Here is a 15,842-nt window from a genome sequence, read left to right on the forward strand (position 1 = left end):
CCTCCCCCGATCGACATGCGCCTGAAGACCAAGCTCGTTCTCGCATTTACCGCGCTTACTTTCGCCGTCGTGCTGGTGTTGTGCCTGGTTTTTCTGGGCGAACTGTTGCGCCAACGCATTACGCAGACGGGCGACAGCAATGATGTATTGGTACGCGAGGTAACCCTCAGCACCCGCCAGGCGCTCGTGACCGGCCTGCGGGAGCATCCCCCTACGGATAACTCCGACGAAGCGTTTCAGAGCGCTGTGGCCAACGCCATTCGCGGATACCAGCCCCTGACGGATGAGATGAACGCTATTGTGCGTTACTCTCCGCCGGTACAGGACGTCACTGTGACCGGCCTCCATGGCGTGGTTCTCTCTTCGACGGATCCGACCCTGCTGGATCAGCAATTTCCTTACCGCTCGCCCTTCAACCGCATTAGTGGAGGCGGTGTTCTGGAACAGGCACGGACCGTCTTTGGCCGTCCCCAGGTGCTGGATGTCACCCTTCCTCTGGATCGCAACGGCCAGCCGTTCCTTACGATCCATCTGGGGGTCCGTTCGACGTTTCTGCGCAGCAGCTACGCACCCTGGTTGAAGGCCGCGGTTATCTTTGCCCTGGTGGCGCTTGCCGCCTGTGTCGTGATCGCTGCTCTGCTCTCCAGTCTCGCCCTTCACCCTATCGAGCGCATCAACCAGCAGCTTGAACAACTCATGCTGGCAAATTCGTCGACACCGCTGATCGAAGCTCCGCGTGATCAACCGGACGCCGTGGTCCGTGCCTCGCAAAGTATCGCCAAGCTCGGAGAAAAGATTCGCACCACCGAACAGATCTATTCCGCGCTACAGACCAATCTGAACCAGATGCTGGAGACCCTGCGCGACGGCGTTATCCTTTTCACCGCCGACCGGCGTGCCGTCATGGTCTCTGAAGCCGTTGAAGGATTTCTCGGGCGCGATCGTGACGCCATTCTGGGCAGTACCGCCGAAGATATCTTCCATCGTGGAACAGTGCTGGGACAGGCCGTCCGCGATTGCTTCGCCATGCATGCCAATCTGATTGAAGAGCCGGTCGTACTGGAAGACGGCCGTGAAGCAAAGGTTTCTCTTCAGTTCATCCACGGCGAGCAGACGGGCAATGGGGAACGCCTGGGCGCCCTGCTGACCCTGCATGATGCTCACTCCGCCAAGCAATTGGAGCAGGAGATTGAGGTCTCGCGCCGTCTGGCGGCAATCGGACGTCTCACCGCCGGTGTGGGCCACGAGGTCAAAAATCCCATCAACGCCATGGTGGTCCATCTGGAGCTGCTGCGCAGCAAACTCGCAGAGGCGACCGATGACAGCGCGCAGAAACACGTCGATATTCTTGCCCAGGAGATGCAGCGCCTGGATCGTGTCGTACAGACCCTGGCGGACTTCTCCCGGCCGATCGACCTTCGTCTCTATGACTACGATCTGCGTGAGATTGTGCGTAAGGTTGGCGCACTCACCGCCGAGTCGTTTTCGCACCAGAAGATCACCCTGGTTGAAGAACTGCCCTCCACGCCACTGATGGTTCTGGTTGATGCGGAGATGCTGCAACAAGCTGTGCTGAACATCGTCTTAAATGGTGCACAGGCTATGCCTGCGGGCGGTACCCTGCGTATTGTGCTTGATCGTAACGATGGCGACGCGCGACTGCGTATTATGGATGAGGGAGTTGGAATTCCCGCTGAACTTCTGCCAAAGGTTTTCGATCTGTACTTTACTACCAAGCCAAAAGGAAGCGGCATTGGTCTGGCCATGACGTATCGCATGTTGCAATTGCACGGTGGTTCGATCGACGTAATATCGAACACGAACCAGAGTGCGCCGGACCGCGGAAGCACCTTCACGATTTTGCTTCCATTGAGCCACGGAGTACCGGGCGAAAGGAGCCGCGTATGACAAGCCGCTATCCAGTGCTGCTTACACTTGCGGCCGCCTGCATCGTGACCCAGGGCTGCAAGCACTCCCCAAAGGCCGTTCAGGCGGCCACGCCTCCCGTAATCACGGCCCCGCCGATCCAGGTGCCTCCGGCTACTGTCCGGGACGCGGAACGCCGCGCGGAAGCCGATGTCCCTGCGCCTCCGCCACCGGCGCCACCGAAACAGGAAGAGCCGCAGCATCCCGCCCGGACGCAACGCCGGCAACAACGGCCGCCGACGCAGACGCAGACGCAACCCGCCACGACTCCACCTCCGACTCAGAGCGCGAGCACAGGGACGCCTGCGCCAGATGCCGCATCAGTGATCGGAGAGCTCTCTACCGGCGGCGATACCTCGGCACAGGCCCGGCAGCAGGCAGCCGAGCTCATCGCGGCGCAGCAAAAGCGTCTTGACGGCCTTTCCGGCACAGTGGCGGGTTCTCACAAGACTGCCGTGGACCAGATTAAGGATTTCCTCTCAAAGGCGCGGGAGGCGCTGAAAGCCGGCGATCTGGATGGAGCGAATACGCTGACAACCAAAGCCAAGCTGTTGCTCGACGATATCGTGCGCTGAGTAATTGAATGATCAAATAAATTGAATAATTGAAGGGAAATCTAGGCGGAGCTCCCAAAGGAGCTTCACTCACCTTCAACAAAGAATCGTTGCACGGCCCCAGAGTATTTCCCTGTTGCTGGGTATCCCGGAAGGGCGTGCAGCGCGTTTTCATTGCGGAAAACGCCCATAGATGGGGATGCTTTGGACTAAACCAACAGGGAATATGCTCTAGGCTTCGGCGCCGTGGCACTTCTTGTACTTCTTGCCGGAGCCGCACGGGCACAGATCGTTCCTTCCGACCTTCTCTCCGGCACGGCGCGGCGCGGCGGGCTCGGCAGCAGCGTCTCCGCCTGCTTGCCGAGCCGCATTCAGCTCACGCTCCTTACGCCGCTGAAACTCGCGCTCCAGCTCATCGATCGTCGTCTGCGGAGCACGTGTCGGAATCGGAATCTCCCGCATGGTCTGTGGGATCTGGGCTGCATTCTCGGCTGAAGAGACCGCAGCCGCTTCCAGTTCCGGCGGAGCTGCAGGACGCAGCGCTGCCATCTGTTCCTGTGTCTCGATCGGCGTGCCATCCGGTCCAATGATCTGCATGCGGAAAAGAGTGCGCAGGGTATCTTCCTGGAAGCGCAGCATCATCGCTTCGAACATCTCGAAGGATTCCTTCTTATAGGCCACCAGAGGATCCTGCTGCGCATAGCCACGCAGACCGATTCCCTCCTTCAAGTGGTCCATTGCCAGAAGGTGGTCCTTCCACAGGCTATCGAGCACGCTCAGCATGATGACGCGTTCGTGATAGCGCATGCCCTGGGGCGACAGAATCTGCTCTTTGAACTCGTAACGGCCGCGTAGCTTCTCGTAGATAGCCTCGCCCAACTCATGCCGGTTCAACTGCGAAGCATCGATCTCCTTCTCCAACCCCGGTCCAAAGACATCGGCGAGCGCAGCGAAGAGCTCTGTCGTCTTCCATTGGTCCGGATGCACATCTGCCGGCGCGTTCGCATCCAGAGCGCTGCTCAGAGCCGTCGTCAGGTAGTCATCGAGAATCAGCTCTTTCTGATCGACGCCTTCCAGCAGGCCGCGGCGCAGGCCATAGACGGCCTCGCGCTGCTTGTTCATGACGTCGTCATACTCGAGAACGTGCTTGCGGCTCTCGAAGTTCTGGGTTTCGACGGCCTTCTGCGCTGCCTCGATACGGCGCGTGATCATGTTGCTCTCGATCGGCACGCCCTCTTCCATACCCAGGCGCTGCAGCAATGTACTGACCCACTCACGCGCAAAGATGCGCATCAGGTCATCCTCAAGCGACAGATAGAACTTTGACGCACCGGGATCGCCCTGGCGGCCAGCGCGGCCACGGAGCTGATTGTCCACACGCCGCGATTCATGCCGTTCGGTACCGATGATGAACAGACCGCCGGCCTCGGCTACCTGGGCACGCTCCTCCGCCGCCTTGGCTGCGAGGTCGGCAAAGACAGAGTCCCACTGCTGCTGTGAGGTTTCGAACTCCTGCCCCTGGTAGTAGAACCGCGTCATGCCCGGTCCGGCAGTCGGCGAAATCGCTCCTTCAGCGGCACTTACCGCGCGCGCTAAACCCTTCTTTACCAGCTCCTGACGCGTTATAAACTCCGCATTGCCGCCCAGCAGAATGTCGGTACCGCGCCCGGCCATGTTGGTGGCGATGGTTACCATTCCCAGACGGCCCGCCTGCGCTACGATCTCCGCTTCTCGTTCGTGGAACTTAGCGTTCAGAACCACATGGCGGACGCCCTTCTTCTGCAGAATCTGCGAGAGCAGCTCCGATTTTTCAATCGATGTCGTACCCACCAGCACCGGCTGATGATTGGCATGCAGCCGCTGAATCTCATCTGCCACGGCGAAGTACTTTTCCTTCGCCGTACGGTAGACCACGTCCTGATGTTCCAGGCGGCGCATCGGCCGATTCGTCGGAATAACGACGATTTCGAGCTTGTAGATCTTGTCGAATTCGGCGGCTTCCGTCTCAGCGGTACCGGTCATGCCGGAGAGCTTCTTGTACAAACGGAAGTAGTTCTGGAAGGTGATGGTGGCCAGCGTCTGGTCTTCCTTGCGGATCGCAACGCCCTCCTTGGCCTCGATCGCCTGGTGCAGACCATCAGACCAGCGGCGGCCCGGCATCAGGCGGCCCGTGAACTCGTCGACGATGATGACCTCGCCGTCTTTCACCACATACTCGACATCACGGCGGTACAGCGTATGCGCTTTAACCGCGGTCTCCACGTGATGCTTGAGGTCCCAGTTCTCCGGATCGGCGATGTTTCCGATACCGAGCAGCTTCTCGATCTTTTCCCAGCCCTCGTCGGTGACGGTGATGGCCTTGTGCTTCTCATCAACGACATAGTCGCCGGTGTAGATCTTCTGTTCGATCGTCTCTGTCAGCTCACCGCGCTCCAGCTCCGGAATAATTACATTCACGCGGGCATACTTGTCAGTCGTCTGGTCCGTAGGACCGCTGATGATCAGGGGTGTACGCGCTTCGTCGATCAGGATGGAATCCACTTCGTCGACGATGGAGTAGTAGTGCCCGCGTTGCACCAGATCGGTCAGCTCGAACTTCATGTTGTCGCGGAGGTAGTCGAAGCCGAACTCGTTATTCGTTCCGTAAGTGATATCCGCGCCATAGGCTTCGCGCCGTTGACGATCGTCCAGATCGTGCACAATCACGCCGACGGTCAGCCCCAGGAAGCCATAGATCTTTCCCATCCACTCGGCGTCGCGCTTGGCCAGATAGTCGTTCACCGTAACTACATGCACGCCTCTGCCCGCGAGAGCGTTCAGATAGCAAGGCAGGGTGGCGACCAGCGTCTTACCTTCGCCGGTCTTCATTTCGGAGATCTTGCCGGAGTGCAGCACCATGCCGCCGATCAACTGCACATCGAAGTGGCGCATGCCAACCGCACGCTTGCCTGCCTCACGCACCACAGCGAAGGCTTCCGGCAATAACTCATCGAGAGCGGCCTTCTCGGCAGCGTACAAGGCGTCAGCGTCTTCGATTCCATTCGTTTTGGCGGCGATCCGCTCACGGAACTCCACCGTCTTGGCGCGTAGCGCCTCATCCGACAGCGCCGCAACCGACGGCTCAAGGGCATTGATCTGCTCCACCACCGGGAGCAGCTTCTTCACGGCACGTTCATTACTGGTGCCGAAGACTTTCGCGAGAACGTTATTGATCAAAACGAGTTGTCCCTCGGGCGCAATGCGCCCATCTATCAGTTTAGACGAAAGCTTCTGCCCGCGCTCTACCGGAGGTACGTCATCAGCGGCGAGTTTGCGCGCCTCAGCGCCTCAACCACGGCGCCAGCATTCAGCTCCGCGCCTTCGGCACTGGTGTGCGTGTGATCGATGGGAAATAAAAGTTTTGTCTTTTCAGCACCCATCGCTTCCAACTTGTCGGCCTCGACCGTCGCCATGTCCAAATATGCGACATGTTCCGCCTCAGCGGTCTGCTGGATAAAGCCGTCATACCCCATATCCCGCTCGATTCGGCCATCCGTCCAGATATTGCGCACCGTCAGGCTCAGCAGAATCGGCGTCGCCCCCTTGGCGCGCGTATCGGCAATATACTTCCGCAGATACCAACCGTAGGTATGGACAATTTCCTTCGATCCATCCTGCAGTGTCACTTCTTTCTGCTCTTCGCCGATTCCTTTCAGCGTGCCGCGCGGCTTTTCCCCATCCAGTTGGCCGCCATCGTTGTGTCCCATCTGAATCAGGACAAAATCCCCCTTCTTGAGTTGCGAGAGCAAGGCATCCCACGCGCCTTCGCGGATAAATGTCCGGCTGCTGCGACCCGCGCGGGCCCGGTTCGCTACATTGACGTGCGAGGTATCGAAGTAGTGAGCGAAATGGTCGCCCCAGCCCAGATCTGTCTTGTTCTGCGCCGTCGAATCCCCCACGATGAAGATGGTTGGAAGTGCCGGATTTAGTGGCGCCGCGGCGCTGTCGTACTTCGTCACTGGCCGGGCAACAGCATCGTCCGGATTGGTCTGGGAGCTGGCCGCCTGGCCCATCACAGCGCCAGAGCACATCAGCAGCAGAAAGAAATGCAAGGTACGCATACGCGCAACTTTACTACTAAAACGCTCCCTGTTTCTGGATCCCTAGCGCGCCCGAGGATGTGTCTCGTCATAGACGCGCTGTACCTGGTTGACCGTAAGTTGCGTATAACGCTGGGTCGTCGAGAGCCGTTCGTGGCCAAGAATTTCCTGAATCGCGCGCAGATCGGCGCCCTCTTCCAGCATATGCGCCCCGAAAGCGTGGCGCAGGGTATGTGGATGGACGTCCGCGGGCAAACCTTTGCTGACGGCAATCGCCTTCACAATACGGCCGATGCTGCGCGTGGTCAGTCGTGCTGCCCCACGAATCCGCGCATTCACAAGAAGTGGCCCCTCTTCTACCAGGGCTCCTTTTCCGGCAGCCGTCAAGCGCTGCTCCCTCTCCGGAAGATAGGCACGAATCGCCTCTGCGGCAGCGTCTCCAAGGGGAACAAACCGCTCCTTGCGTCCTTTACCGCGGATAAGAATGACTTCGTTCTTCCACTGAATGTCCGCGAGATCCATGCCTACCAGCTCGGAGTTACGGATGCCGCAGCCATAGAGCAGCTCCCAGATCATGCGCTCACGCGCCGGCCAGGTTGCAGCCTCTTCATCGTTATCCATTGAGTCCAGAACGCGATTAACCTCTTCTACGCTGGGCACACGCGGTAGATGCTTCGGCAATTTCGGAGTGGAAACCAGGAGAGCCGGATTCTGCTGCACGTGACCCGCCTTCGCCAGCCACTTGAACCACGATCGAATGGCGGCGAGGGCTCGCGCGGCTGATGGCTTTCCCAAGCCGCGATCAAACAAGACGGCGAGATAGTTCCGGATGTGCGTGTGCTCGATCTTGAGGATGCTTCCCTGCTCGCCGAATGTCTCCGCCAGATACGCAGCGAAGTCCTTCAACTCGCGGCGGTATGCCCGCAGGGTATGCGGCGAAGCGCCACGTTCACCTTCAATCACCCGTAGAAACTCTTCCGCCAGATCCGCAAAACTCATGAGGCAGCCCCTTCACGGCGCTTTGCGCGCGGATGATGGAGACGATGCACCTGTTTCAAGCGCCCCAGAGCCACATGCGTATAGACCTGGGTCGTAGCGATATCGGCATGGCCCAGCAGTGTCTGCACGCTGCGAAGGTCAGCGCCATGCTCCACCATGTGCGTAGCGCAGCTATGCCGCAGCATATGCGGGCTGGCGCGTTTGTCCCACTTCTTCACCATCGTCCATACCCAGTCACGTGTCAGCGGCTTGCCCCGTACACTCAGAAACAGCGTGCGCTCAAACTGTTTGCCGCATAGCGCCGGACGGCCTTCTTTCAGATAACGTTCCAGAGCTTTGATCGATGGAACCCCGAGAGGCACGATGCGTTCTTTATCGCCCTTGCCGCGCACCTGGACACGGGCCTGATCCAGATGCAGATCAGCCTCGCGCAATGTCGTAATCTCACTGACCCGCAATCCTCCCGCATACAAGAGTTCCAGAATGGCGTAATCGCGCAGCATCTGTGGCTCAGCCTGCGGATGGGCCGCCATCTGCGCCGCACGCGTCAGGACGTCACCCACTTCTGCCTCGGCCAGCGACTTCGGCAGAACCTTCCACGAGGCAGGTGTCTCAAGGTTGACAGTCGGATCATGCTGAATACGCTTGTCTTTCAGCAGCCAGCGATAGAAGCCACGCCAACAACTCAGCTTCCTCGCAATGGAACGCGACTCGACATGGCGCGACCGCATATCCTCCATGAACGCACTCACCTGCGTCTGTGTTGCTGAAAGCAGCAAGGTGTGCGTCGTCTCCAGAAACTCCGCCAGCTGCTCCAGGTCCCGCAGGTAACTTTCGCGGGAGAGAGGGCGCAGCCCTTTCTCCACGCTGAGGTACGTCATGTACTCGCGCAGCAGTGCCGAATTGCGGGCGGCGTCGCTCATCCTTGTCATTATCCGGCGACGTGTACGCCGGCCTGCCATGGAGGAACCAAGGTGGATAGCAGGGCGATCATGCAGAATAGAGAGATGCCCGTATCACTCAGCACGGACCAGTTTCTCGCCTCTATCCGCACACTCGCGCCCAAAGTTGCTGTCTTCGACTGCGACGGCACCTTGTGGCATCCGGACTCAGGTTCGGGTTTCATGCGCTGGAGCACTCAAACCGGCCTCTTCTCTCCGGAACAGAGCGCATGGATTGAAGGCCGGCACGCTGCCTATCGTAATGGCGAAGTCGACGAAATCACGATCTGCGGCGAGATGGTACAGGTTTACGAGGGGCTGAGCGAGGAGGCTATCCGTTCCTCCGCCGCCGAGTTCTTCCGTACCGAGATCGAACCCTTTATCTTCCCTGAGATGTTCGACCTGGTTGCGGAGCTGCAAAAGAACGGAACCGAGATCTGGGCTGTCTCCTCCACATGCGACTGGGTGGTGGAAGAGGGCGCCAGCCGCTTTCATATTCCGCCCGAACGCGTTCTGGCGGCCTGTGTCGAGGTCAAAGGCGGTATTGCAACACGCTCCCTGCGGGATGTCCCATCGGATGAAAACAAAGCCATCTCTCTGCGCCGTGTCGGCCTTCCCCAGCCTGACGCTGTCTTCGGAAACTCGGTCCATGATGCGGCCATGCTTGAGATCGCGAAGAAGCCGTATCCCGTAAACCCAACCGCCGCCCTGGCCGAGATAAGCCATACAAATGGCTGGGCCGTTTACTATCCGGCTGCCGTCAGAACTCTCTGAGGCTTAGAGACCCTCTCGGGCGTCTAACCTGTGTGTACGTGAGCCGAGCCGCGAAAAAAAGCCGACGCCGTCATGCAGCCAAGGAAGCTGCGAAGCAGATTCGTCTCGTAGTCGCCGCGCTGATCCTGCGCGAGACGGAGACGGGCCGCGAAGTCCTTGTCTGTCAGCGGCGTCCGGAACAGGCGATGGCCCTCAAATGGGAGTTCCCCGGCGGCAAGATCGAGGCCGGCGAATCTCCCGAGGCGGCCCTGCGCCGCGAGCTGAACGAAGAGCTCGGCATCGAGGCTGTCATCGGCCCACGTATTACCCGCCTGCGTCACAATTATCGCAACGGCGGGGCCGTCGACCTTCAGTTCTTTGCTGTCCATGAGTTCAAAGGAGAGCTGGAGAACCTTATTTTCAATGACATGCAGTGGACTTTGCTATCCCGGCTACCGGAGTTCGACTTTCTGGCCGCGGATCTGACTCTGATCCAGGACCTCGCCTCCGGCAAGCTGCTTTAGAACAGCCCCCGGATCGTATTCCACAGCATCACAGCGGTCAGTCCGATCACAACTACAGCTGTCGTCCACGCAACCAGATTCAGCCATAGATTGTTCGTCCAGGTCCCCATCAGCTCCTTCCGGTTGATGAGCTTGAGCATGAAGATCAGGACGATCGGCAACAGCACACCGTTCAGCACCTGCGACAGAATCGTCATCGGCACGAGCGGAAAGTTGGGAATCAACACTACCGCGGCTCCCGCCACAATCAGGATCGTATAAAGCCAGTAGAAGAACGGAGCCTGGCCAAATCTCTTATCGACACCGCTCTCGAACCCCAGGCCCTCGCACACCGTGTATGCCGTGGAAAGAGGCAGAATCGACGCCGCGAAGAGACTGGCATTAAATAACCCGGCGGCAAACAGGATGAATGCGTAGTCGCCAGCGACAGGCTTCATCGCCTCCGCAGCATCGGCCGGCACCTGAATGTCCCGCATACCGTGCGTATAGAGCGTCACGGCGCACACCACCACGATGAACCACGCGACGATATCGGTAAAGATCGAGCCGATGATCACGTCCAGCCTGGACGCGCGATACTGCCTGACCGAGACACCTTTCTCAACGATCGACGACTGCAAATAGAACTGCATCCATGGCGTAATGGTTGTACCGATCACACCGATGGTCATGTAGATGTAGTTGCGGTCACTCCAGACCTCTCGTCCAGGGAGTTTCACCGTTTCAACCATCGCTGCGTGCCAATCCGGGCGGCCGAGCACGCCGGCGATGATGTACGCGATATAGAACACGCTGGCCGCAAGAAAGATCTTCTCCACGTTTTTGTAATCGCCAAACACCACCAGAGCCCATACCAGCACAGCGCAAATGGGCACACTGATGTACTTGCTCAGGTGGAAGAGCTGCAGGCTGCCGGCGATACCGGAGAACTCGGCGATGACATTTCCGAAGTTGACGATGACCAGCAGCACCATCATCACGAAGGTCATTCTTAACCCGAACTCCTCGCGGATCAGGTCGCTCAGCCCCTTGCCGGTCACCGCTCCCATGCGTGCGCACATCTCCTGCACCACGATCAGCGCCAGCGTGATGGGGATCATCGTCCAGAGCAGCTTGTAGCCGTACTGTGCCCCTGCCTGGGAATAGGTCAGGATGCCACCTGCATCGTTGTCGACATTGGCGGTGATGAAGCCTGGCCCGAGCACGGCAAGGAACAACAACAGTCTTGTGCGCAGACTGAACTTCTTCATCCGGCGGCCGCCTCTGCCCGTACCTTCGGAACAATCGATTCCAGGCGTTCCAGAATTTTTTTGACCTGGCCGTCGTTATGGTATTCGCCGGCCTCGGCACGTCGACGTCCGGCTGCAGCGATGCGCGCCCTTCCCGCTTCATCCGGGAGCCAGCGCCTGATCTTCGCCAGCAGCTCCTCGAATCCGTCGAAGAAAACTGCCTCTTCGTCCTCGACAAATCGTTCCAGGTGTCCTTGAGATCGCTCCGCGAGTAGAAAGCCGCCGCAACCTGCAATCTCAAAGCTCTTGTGCACAAACTCGTCCTGATTAGAGTGCGTAATGAAGCTCAGATTGATCTTCGATCTCCAGATGGCCTCTCGATACGCTGCACCGTAAAGTTCGCCTTCCCGGTATAGAGTCCGCATGGCATCTGCATCCAAAGCCTTTGCCCAATGTCTCTGGGTTCCGGAAATCACCACCGGCACACCAAACTCCCGAGCCAGACGAGTGAGTGTCTCCGCCCGCTGATCGTACGGTGTACCGATGAAAGACACTTCGCGATCGCGATTTTTGTCGCTCCATCCTGCCGGTGGAGGAAAGTGAAGTGTCTGTTCATAAGCCGTCTGGATCTTCAGAACGTCACGCGCACCGGCCGCACGGTATGAGATCACATTCGCGTCGCGCTGAGTGACATGCAGGTCATACTCACGCAGATTCTTACGATACAAGCGCCAGCCGGGATCTTTTCGGGGGCCAAAGAAGTTGTCGATCATATAGCTGACGGTGGTAATGCCCATCTTCCGCAACTTCCTCAGGGTGGAGGGCCATAACCAAAGAGCCTTATCTGCCCAGAGCACATCAGGCTGATGGATCTGCGCTTGCTTCAATACCTCTCGATTCAGGCGCATCACCTCAGGCCCCACCGCCAAACGAAACTCAATCTTGTGGAGCAGAGGCTGCTTGAAACCGTAGTCGTAGAGATTGATGGGAAACAGGTGCTGACCGGCGCGTTCCAGAGCCCACTGCCGGTATAGCGTCGTATCGTTTTCTGATATCTGCGCGACATACAGAATCTTCATCTATCGATCCTCACGCAGGAGGGAGATCACTTCCTCCGCCAGAATGATGCCCACCAGTTTCTTCTCCTCGTTCAGAACCGGTAAAGACCGCAGATTGTATTTATCGAACAGCTCCGCCACGTGTTTGCCGTTCGCATCCGCTGTCGTAGATACCGGACGGCCTTCAACCAGGTCCTTCAAAAGCGTATCTTTCGGGGCGAGCAACAATCTCGCCAGCCCAACCACACCCTCAAGTTCTTCGTTCTCATTGGTGAGGTAAATATCCGTCACAGAGGCGATGTCTCCCTCGAACCCCTTCAACGCCACAATTGCGTCAGCCACTGTGGCATCACCGGAGACGCTGATGTACTCCGTTGTCATGCGGCCCGCTGCAGACTTCTCCGGGAACTCGAGGAGTTCCTCCACTTCCTGCCGCTCCTCGGGATCCATCTCTTCGAGAATCGCTTCGGAACGCTCCTCAGGAAGTTCCGCCAGAAGGTCGGCTGCGGCTCCGGGATCCATCTCTTCGACGATGTCAGCGACACGCTCCGAGTCCAGGCCTTCGAGCAGGGCCTTCTGCAGCTTTGGATCGACCTCTTCCAGGGCCTCGGCAGCAACCTCTTCATCCAGGCTGGCAAAGACAGCTTCGCGCTCTGCCGGGGCAAGCTCTTCCAGGATGTCGGCGATATCGGCCGGATGCATCTTTGCAAGCCGGTTCTGCTCGATCTTCAGGCGCACCCGGCGAGCGGGATCGCGTTCGATCAGATCCACGAACTCCCAGGGAATAATCCGCGCCACTGCGCGCTCGCTCAACGAGACCACAGGCCGCGGCAGCCCCTTCATCAGCCGGCGCAGAGCACCACGGAGACCGACTTCTACCTCGGCGATGCGCAGCCGCAATGGACCGTGCCCGTTTTCCCCCTCCCATGCGAGGTCAACATCATTCACACGGACGACCTTGTGGCCGTGCACGTCAATGATCTGCTGATCCAGCAGGTCGCGGTCCAGCAGCAGATATTCATGATCGGTACCGATAGGGCTGACCTCGGCCCCTGCACGCAATCGCAGGTCCCCAGACTCGGTCCTCTCCAGAGATTCAATGGAGACCCATCCCGGCGCCCGTTCTTTCCCGGCGCGGCGCAGGACGAAACCCGCAACATGGTTGGTGTCTTTTGCCGGATCGACGGCCACATCCCGCACCCTTCCCAGAACGCCCCCATGGGCATTCTTCACCGGCATACCGATCATGGCTGCGGCACTGGTCCGGAGATGGAGAGGAGCGTGCATCCTGTTCGCAGTCTACCCAAGCATTCAGATGCGCACCACCAGTGCTATGTAATAGAACCAAAAAGAGAAAGCCGGCACTCGAAAAGAGAGCCGGCTTTTGGAGATTCAGGCGTGCGTTAGAGCGTTTTTCCTGTTGCTCGGTATCCCGGGAGGAGCGTGCAGCGGCGTTTTCATTGAGGAAAACGCCCATAAATGCGGAGACCCTACGCTACACCTACAGGAAAAATGCTCTACCACACCTTGCAGACCGTCTCCTTCACCATCGGCTGGCCTTTTTTGCATCCGAAGGCTGTGGCAAATTCGGGCATATTCGTCACGATACCGTTGATACGTGCATAACCCGGGGAGTGTGGATTGGTAATCGCGCTCACCCGCAGGTTTTCCGGCCGCTGGTTCTCGCAGGCCCACTGGGCAAACCCGATAAAGAACCGCTGGTCAGGGGTGAATCCCTCCACTGGTGCAAGCCGCTGATTTCCTGTCGCCTTCTTCCAGGCGATATACGCGATCAGCGTTCCCCCCAGATCAGCTACATCTTCGCCGCTGGTCAGCTTCGAGTTGATCTTAATGTCGTCCACGATGGTGTAGGTAGCAAACTGATCGCGCAGGCAATTGATCTGCTTTTCAAAACCTTCGGCGTCTTCCTTCGTCCACCAGTCCTTCAGGTTTCCTGCTCCGTCGAACTGTCGCCCTTCATCGTCAAAGGCGTGCGTCAGCTCGTGGCCGATGGTTGATCCTGTATTGCCATAGTTGGGAGCGTCGTCGAGCTTGGCGTCATACAACGGCGGCTGCAGCACACCGGCCGGGAAGTTGATGTCGTTCATCTGGGGGTTGTAATAGGCATTGACGGTCGGCGGCGTCATGTCCCACTCGTTCTTGTCCACCGGCTTACCCACCTTGGCCCACTGACGCTGGTCCTCGAAAAGAGAGGCCCGCAGCATGTTGCCGAAGTAATCGTCGGCTTTGACCTCCAGCTTGGAATAGTCGCGCCACTTGTCCGGATACCCGATCTTGTTCCGGACCAGGTGCAGCTTTTCGATCGCACGCTGTTTGGTGGCATCGCTCATCCAGGTCAAGCCTTTGATCTCTCCAGCCATGGCCTGCTCGATCTCATCCGTCATCTTCACCGTCTTGGCTTTGGTATCCGGACCGAAGGTCCGGCGGACAAACTCCTGTCCCAGAGCTTCGCCAAGCATGTTGTCCACCTGGCGGGTGCAGCGCTTCCACCTGGGCTGCTGTTGCTGCACGCCGCGCAGATACTTCGAATAGAAGTTGAACTGAGCTTCATCGAAGTCCTTCGACAGTGAGGGAGCCGCGGCGGTAATCGCATGGAAGCGCAGGTACGCCTTCAAGGCCGGCAACGGCTCCGCTGTCAGCTCGGTCTGGAGTGCTTTCTGGAAGTCAGGCTGGTTCACATTCAGCGACGTCACGGTCGGGACATTCTGCGTTGCAAAATAGCGGTTCCAATCGATCGAGGGCGTCAGCTTGCCCAAATCCTCGACCGACATCTTGTGGTACTCCTTGTATGGATCGCGGCGTTCGACGCGGGTCAGCGAGGCCTTTGCGAGAGCGGTTTCGATCTTCATAATCGCGGCAGCGTCAGTCTCCGCCGCCGCCTTCGGTTCTCCGGCAAGCGTCAACTGCTGTGCGATGTAGGCGACATACTTTGCCCGGGTCTCTTCGCTCTTGGCGTCGGTCTTGGTGTAGTAGTCGCGGTCGGGCAATCCCAGGCCTCCCGCAGCGATAAATGCGATCACCTGCGAGGAGTCGCCAAGATCCTGCCCCGAGCCGGAGCCGAAGAAGAAGTTCCCTACCTGTTCGTGATGCAGCACTGGAAGATAGGCCACCAGTTCTTCACGCGTCTTCAAGCCATCGATGCGGGCAAGCAGAGGCTTCAGAGGCCCCAGACCGCGCTTGTTAATGGAATCTTCATCCATGCAGGCGCCAAAATAATCGCCGATCTTCTGCTGACTGGGTGTGCGATTGCCGGCCTTCGAGGCATCCACCAGGATGCCCCACAGAAACTGGAGATTGTCCTGCGCCAGCTTGCCATAGACGCTCCATCCGGCCTGGTCCGCTGGAATCGGATTGCTCTTCATCCATCCGCCGCAGGAGTACTGGTAGAAGTCCACGCACGGATCGACCGACTTATCCATATCGGCGACATTCAAGCTGGGGGAGTACGGCATCGCCTGCAAAGGCTTCAGCGATGTCGATTGCGCGGCTGGAAATTGCGCAAAAACTGCACCTGCCAAGCCACACCACAATGCCGCCGCCAAACCAAAGCGCAAACGCATATCGTTCTTTCTCCTTTTTAGACACTTCATCCTAAGCATTTTTCCTGTTGCTGGGTATCCGGGAAGAGGAATGCAGCGGCGTTTTCATCGGGGAAAACGCCCATAAATGCGGAGACCCTACGCTACACCTACAGGAAAAATGCTCTATCGCGGTGAAAGGGCATACGCTCCCCCGGAGAGGAAGGTTCCCTGCTGGGG

Annotated in this window: 12 protein-coding genes; 4 read left to right on the forward strand and 8 right to left on the reverse strand. The window is 58.5% G+C overall.

The features are described 5' to 3' along the window. Positions 1-15 precede the first annotated feature (15 nt). Positions 16-1,908, forward strand: a complete 1,893-nt coding sequence (locus tag OHL21_RS17005; RefSeq protein WP_263418482.1) for a sensor histidine kinase — start codon at positions 16-18, stop codon at positions 1,906-1,908. Next, complete coding sequence (locus OHL21_RS17010; protein ID WP_263418483.1) at positions 1,905-2,501, forward strand: hypothetical protein; 597 nt, start codon at positions 1,905-1,907, stop codon at positions 2,499-2,501. Before OHL21_RS17005 ends, OHL21_RS17010 begins: the two co-directional genes overlap by 4 nt. Positions 2,502-2,711: 210 nt before the next feature. Here OHL21_RS17010 and secA read toward each other — a convergent pair whose 3' ends face one another. The 4 genes from secA to OHL21_RS17030 form a co-directional block, all read right to left on the reverse strand. Continuing rightward, a complete protein-coding gene (secA, locus tag OHL21_RS17015; RefSeq protein WP_263418484.1) occupies positions 2,712-5,696 on the reverse strand; it encodes a preprotein translocase subunit SecA in 2,985 nt (994 codons plus the stop codon). Between the two features lie 65 nt (positions 5,697-5,761). Beyond that, the gene (locus OHL21_RS17020; protein WP_263418485.1) at positions 5,762-6,580 is read right to left on the reverse strand and encodes a rhamnogalacturonan acetylesterase; all 819 of its coding nucleotides are present in this window, start codon (positions 6,578-6,580) and stop codon (positions 5,762-5,764) included. A gap of 42 nt (positions 6,581-6,622) precedes the next feature. Continuing rightward, entirely contained in the window at positions 6,623-7,558 is a 936-nt protein-coding gene (locus OHL21_RS17025; protein ID WP_263418486.1) for a tyrosine-type recombinase/integrase, read from the reverse strand. Continuing rightward, a complete protein-coding gene (locus tag OHL21_RS17030; RefSeq protein WP_263418487.1) occupies positions 7,555-8,481 on the reverse strand; it encodes a tyrosine recombinase in 927 nt (308 codons plus the stop codon). The genes OHL21_RS17025 and OHL21_RS17030 overlap by 4 nt, the downstream gene beginning before the upstream one ends. A 69-nt stretch (positions 8,482-8,550) precedes the next feature. Between OHL21_RS17030 and OHL21_RS17035 the strand changes: the two genes are divergently transcribed. After that, positions 8,551-9,273: an HAD family hydrolase gene (locus OHL21_RS17035; protein WP_263418488.1), complete on the forward strand. Its 723-nt coding sequence runs from the start codon at positions 8,551-8,553 to the stop codon at positions 9,271-9,273. A 32-nt stretch (positions 9,274-9,305) separates the two neighbouring features. Beyond that, complete coding sequence (locus tag OHL21_RS17040) at positions 9,306-9,776, forward strand: (deoxy)nucleoside triphosphate pyrophosphohydrolase (protein ID WP_263418489.1); 471 nt, start codon at positions 9,306-9,308, stop codon at positions 9,774-9,776. On the opposite strand, the gene OHL21_RS17045 is transcribed toward OHL21_RS17040, so the two are convergent. The 4 genes from OHL21_RS17045 to OHL21_RS17060 all read right to left on the reverse strand — a co-directional run bounded on the left by OHL21_RS17045 (position 9,773) and on the right by OHL21_RS17060 (position 15,644). Beyond that, positions 9,773-11,026 carry an Nramp family divalent metal transporter gene (locus OHL21_RS17045; protein ID WP_263418490.1) on the reverse strand — a complete coding sequence of 418 codons (1,254 nt, stop codon included), beginning with the start codon at positions 11,024-11,026 and terminating at the stop codon, positions 9,773-9,775. The genes OHL21_RS17040 and OHL21_RS17045 overlap by 4 nt on opposite strands. Further along, positions 11,023-12,084, reverse strand: a complete 1,062-nt coding sequence (locus OHL21_RS17050) for a CgeB family protein (RefSeq protein WP_263418491.1) — start codon at positions 12,082-12,084, stop codon at positions 11,023-11,025. The genes OHL21_RS17045 and OHL21_RS17050 overlap by 4 nt, the downstream gene beginning before the upstream one ends. Continuing rightward, complete coding sequence (locus OHL21_RS17055; RefSeq protein WP_263418492.1) at positions 12,085-13,350, reverse strand: magnesium transporter MgtE N-terminal domain-containing protein; 1,266 nt, start codon at positions 13,348-13,350, stop codon at positions 12,085-12,087. A gap of 230 nt (positions 13,351-13,580) precedes the next feature. Then, a complete protein-coding gene (locus OHL21_RS17060) occupies positions 13,581-15,644 on the reverse strand; it encodes a M13 family metallopeptidase (RefSeq protein WP_263418493.1) in 2,064 nt (687 codons plus the stop codon). Positions 15,645-15,842: the final 198 nt, after the last annotated feature.

The organism is Terriglobus albidus (assembly GCF_025685425.1).
Lineage (GTDB): Bacteria > Acidobacteriota > Terriglobia > Terriglobales > Acidobacteriaceae > Terriglobus > Terriglobus albidus.

Coding starts and splice junctions, on each gene's coding strand:
- OHL21_RS17005 (WP_263418482.1), top strand. CDS start 16: ATGCGCCTGAAGACCAAGCTCGTTCTCGCATTTACCGCGCTTACTTTC.
- OHL21_RS17010 (WP_263418483.1), top strand. CDS start 1,905: ATGACAAGCCGCTATCCAGTGCTGCTTACACTTGCGGCCGCCTGCATC.
- OHL21_RS17020 (WP_263418485.1), bottom strand. CDS start 6,580: ATGCGTACCTTGCATTTCTTTCTGCTGCTGATGTGCTCTGGCGCTGTG.
- OHL21_RS17025 (WP_263418486.1), bottom strand. CDS start 7,558: ATGAGTTTTGCGGATCTGGCGGAAGAGTTTCTACGGGTGATTGAAGGT.
- OHL21_RS17030 (WP_263418487.1), bottom strand. CDS start 8,481: ATGAGCGACGCCGCCCGCAATTCGGCACTGCTGCGCGAGTACATGACG.
- OHL21_RS17035 (WP_263418488.1), top strand. CDS start 8,551: ATGCAGAATAGAGAGATGCCCGTATCACTCAGCACGGACCAGTTTCTC.
- OHL21_RS17045 (WP_263418490.1), bottom strand. CDS start 11,026: ATGAAGAAGTTCAGTCTGCGCACAAGACTGTTGTTGTTCCTTGCCGTG.
- OHL21_RS17050 (WP_263418491.1), bottom strand. CDS start 12,084: ATGAAGATTCTGTATGTCGCGCAGATATCAGAAAACGATACGACGCTA.
- OHL21_RS17055 (WP_263418492.1), bottom strand. CDS start 13,350: ATGCACGCTCCTCTCCATCTCCGGACCAGTGCCGCAGCCATGATCGGT.
- OHL21_RS17060 (WP_263418493.1), bottom strand. CDS start 15,644: ATGCGTTTGCGCTTTGGTTTGGCGGCGGCATTGTGGTGTGGCTTGGCA.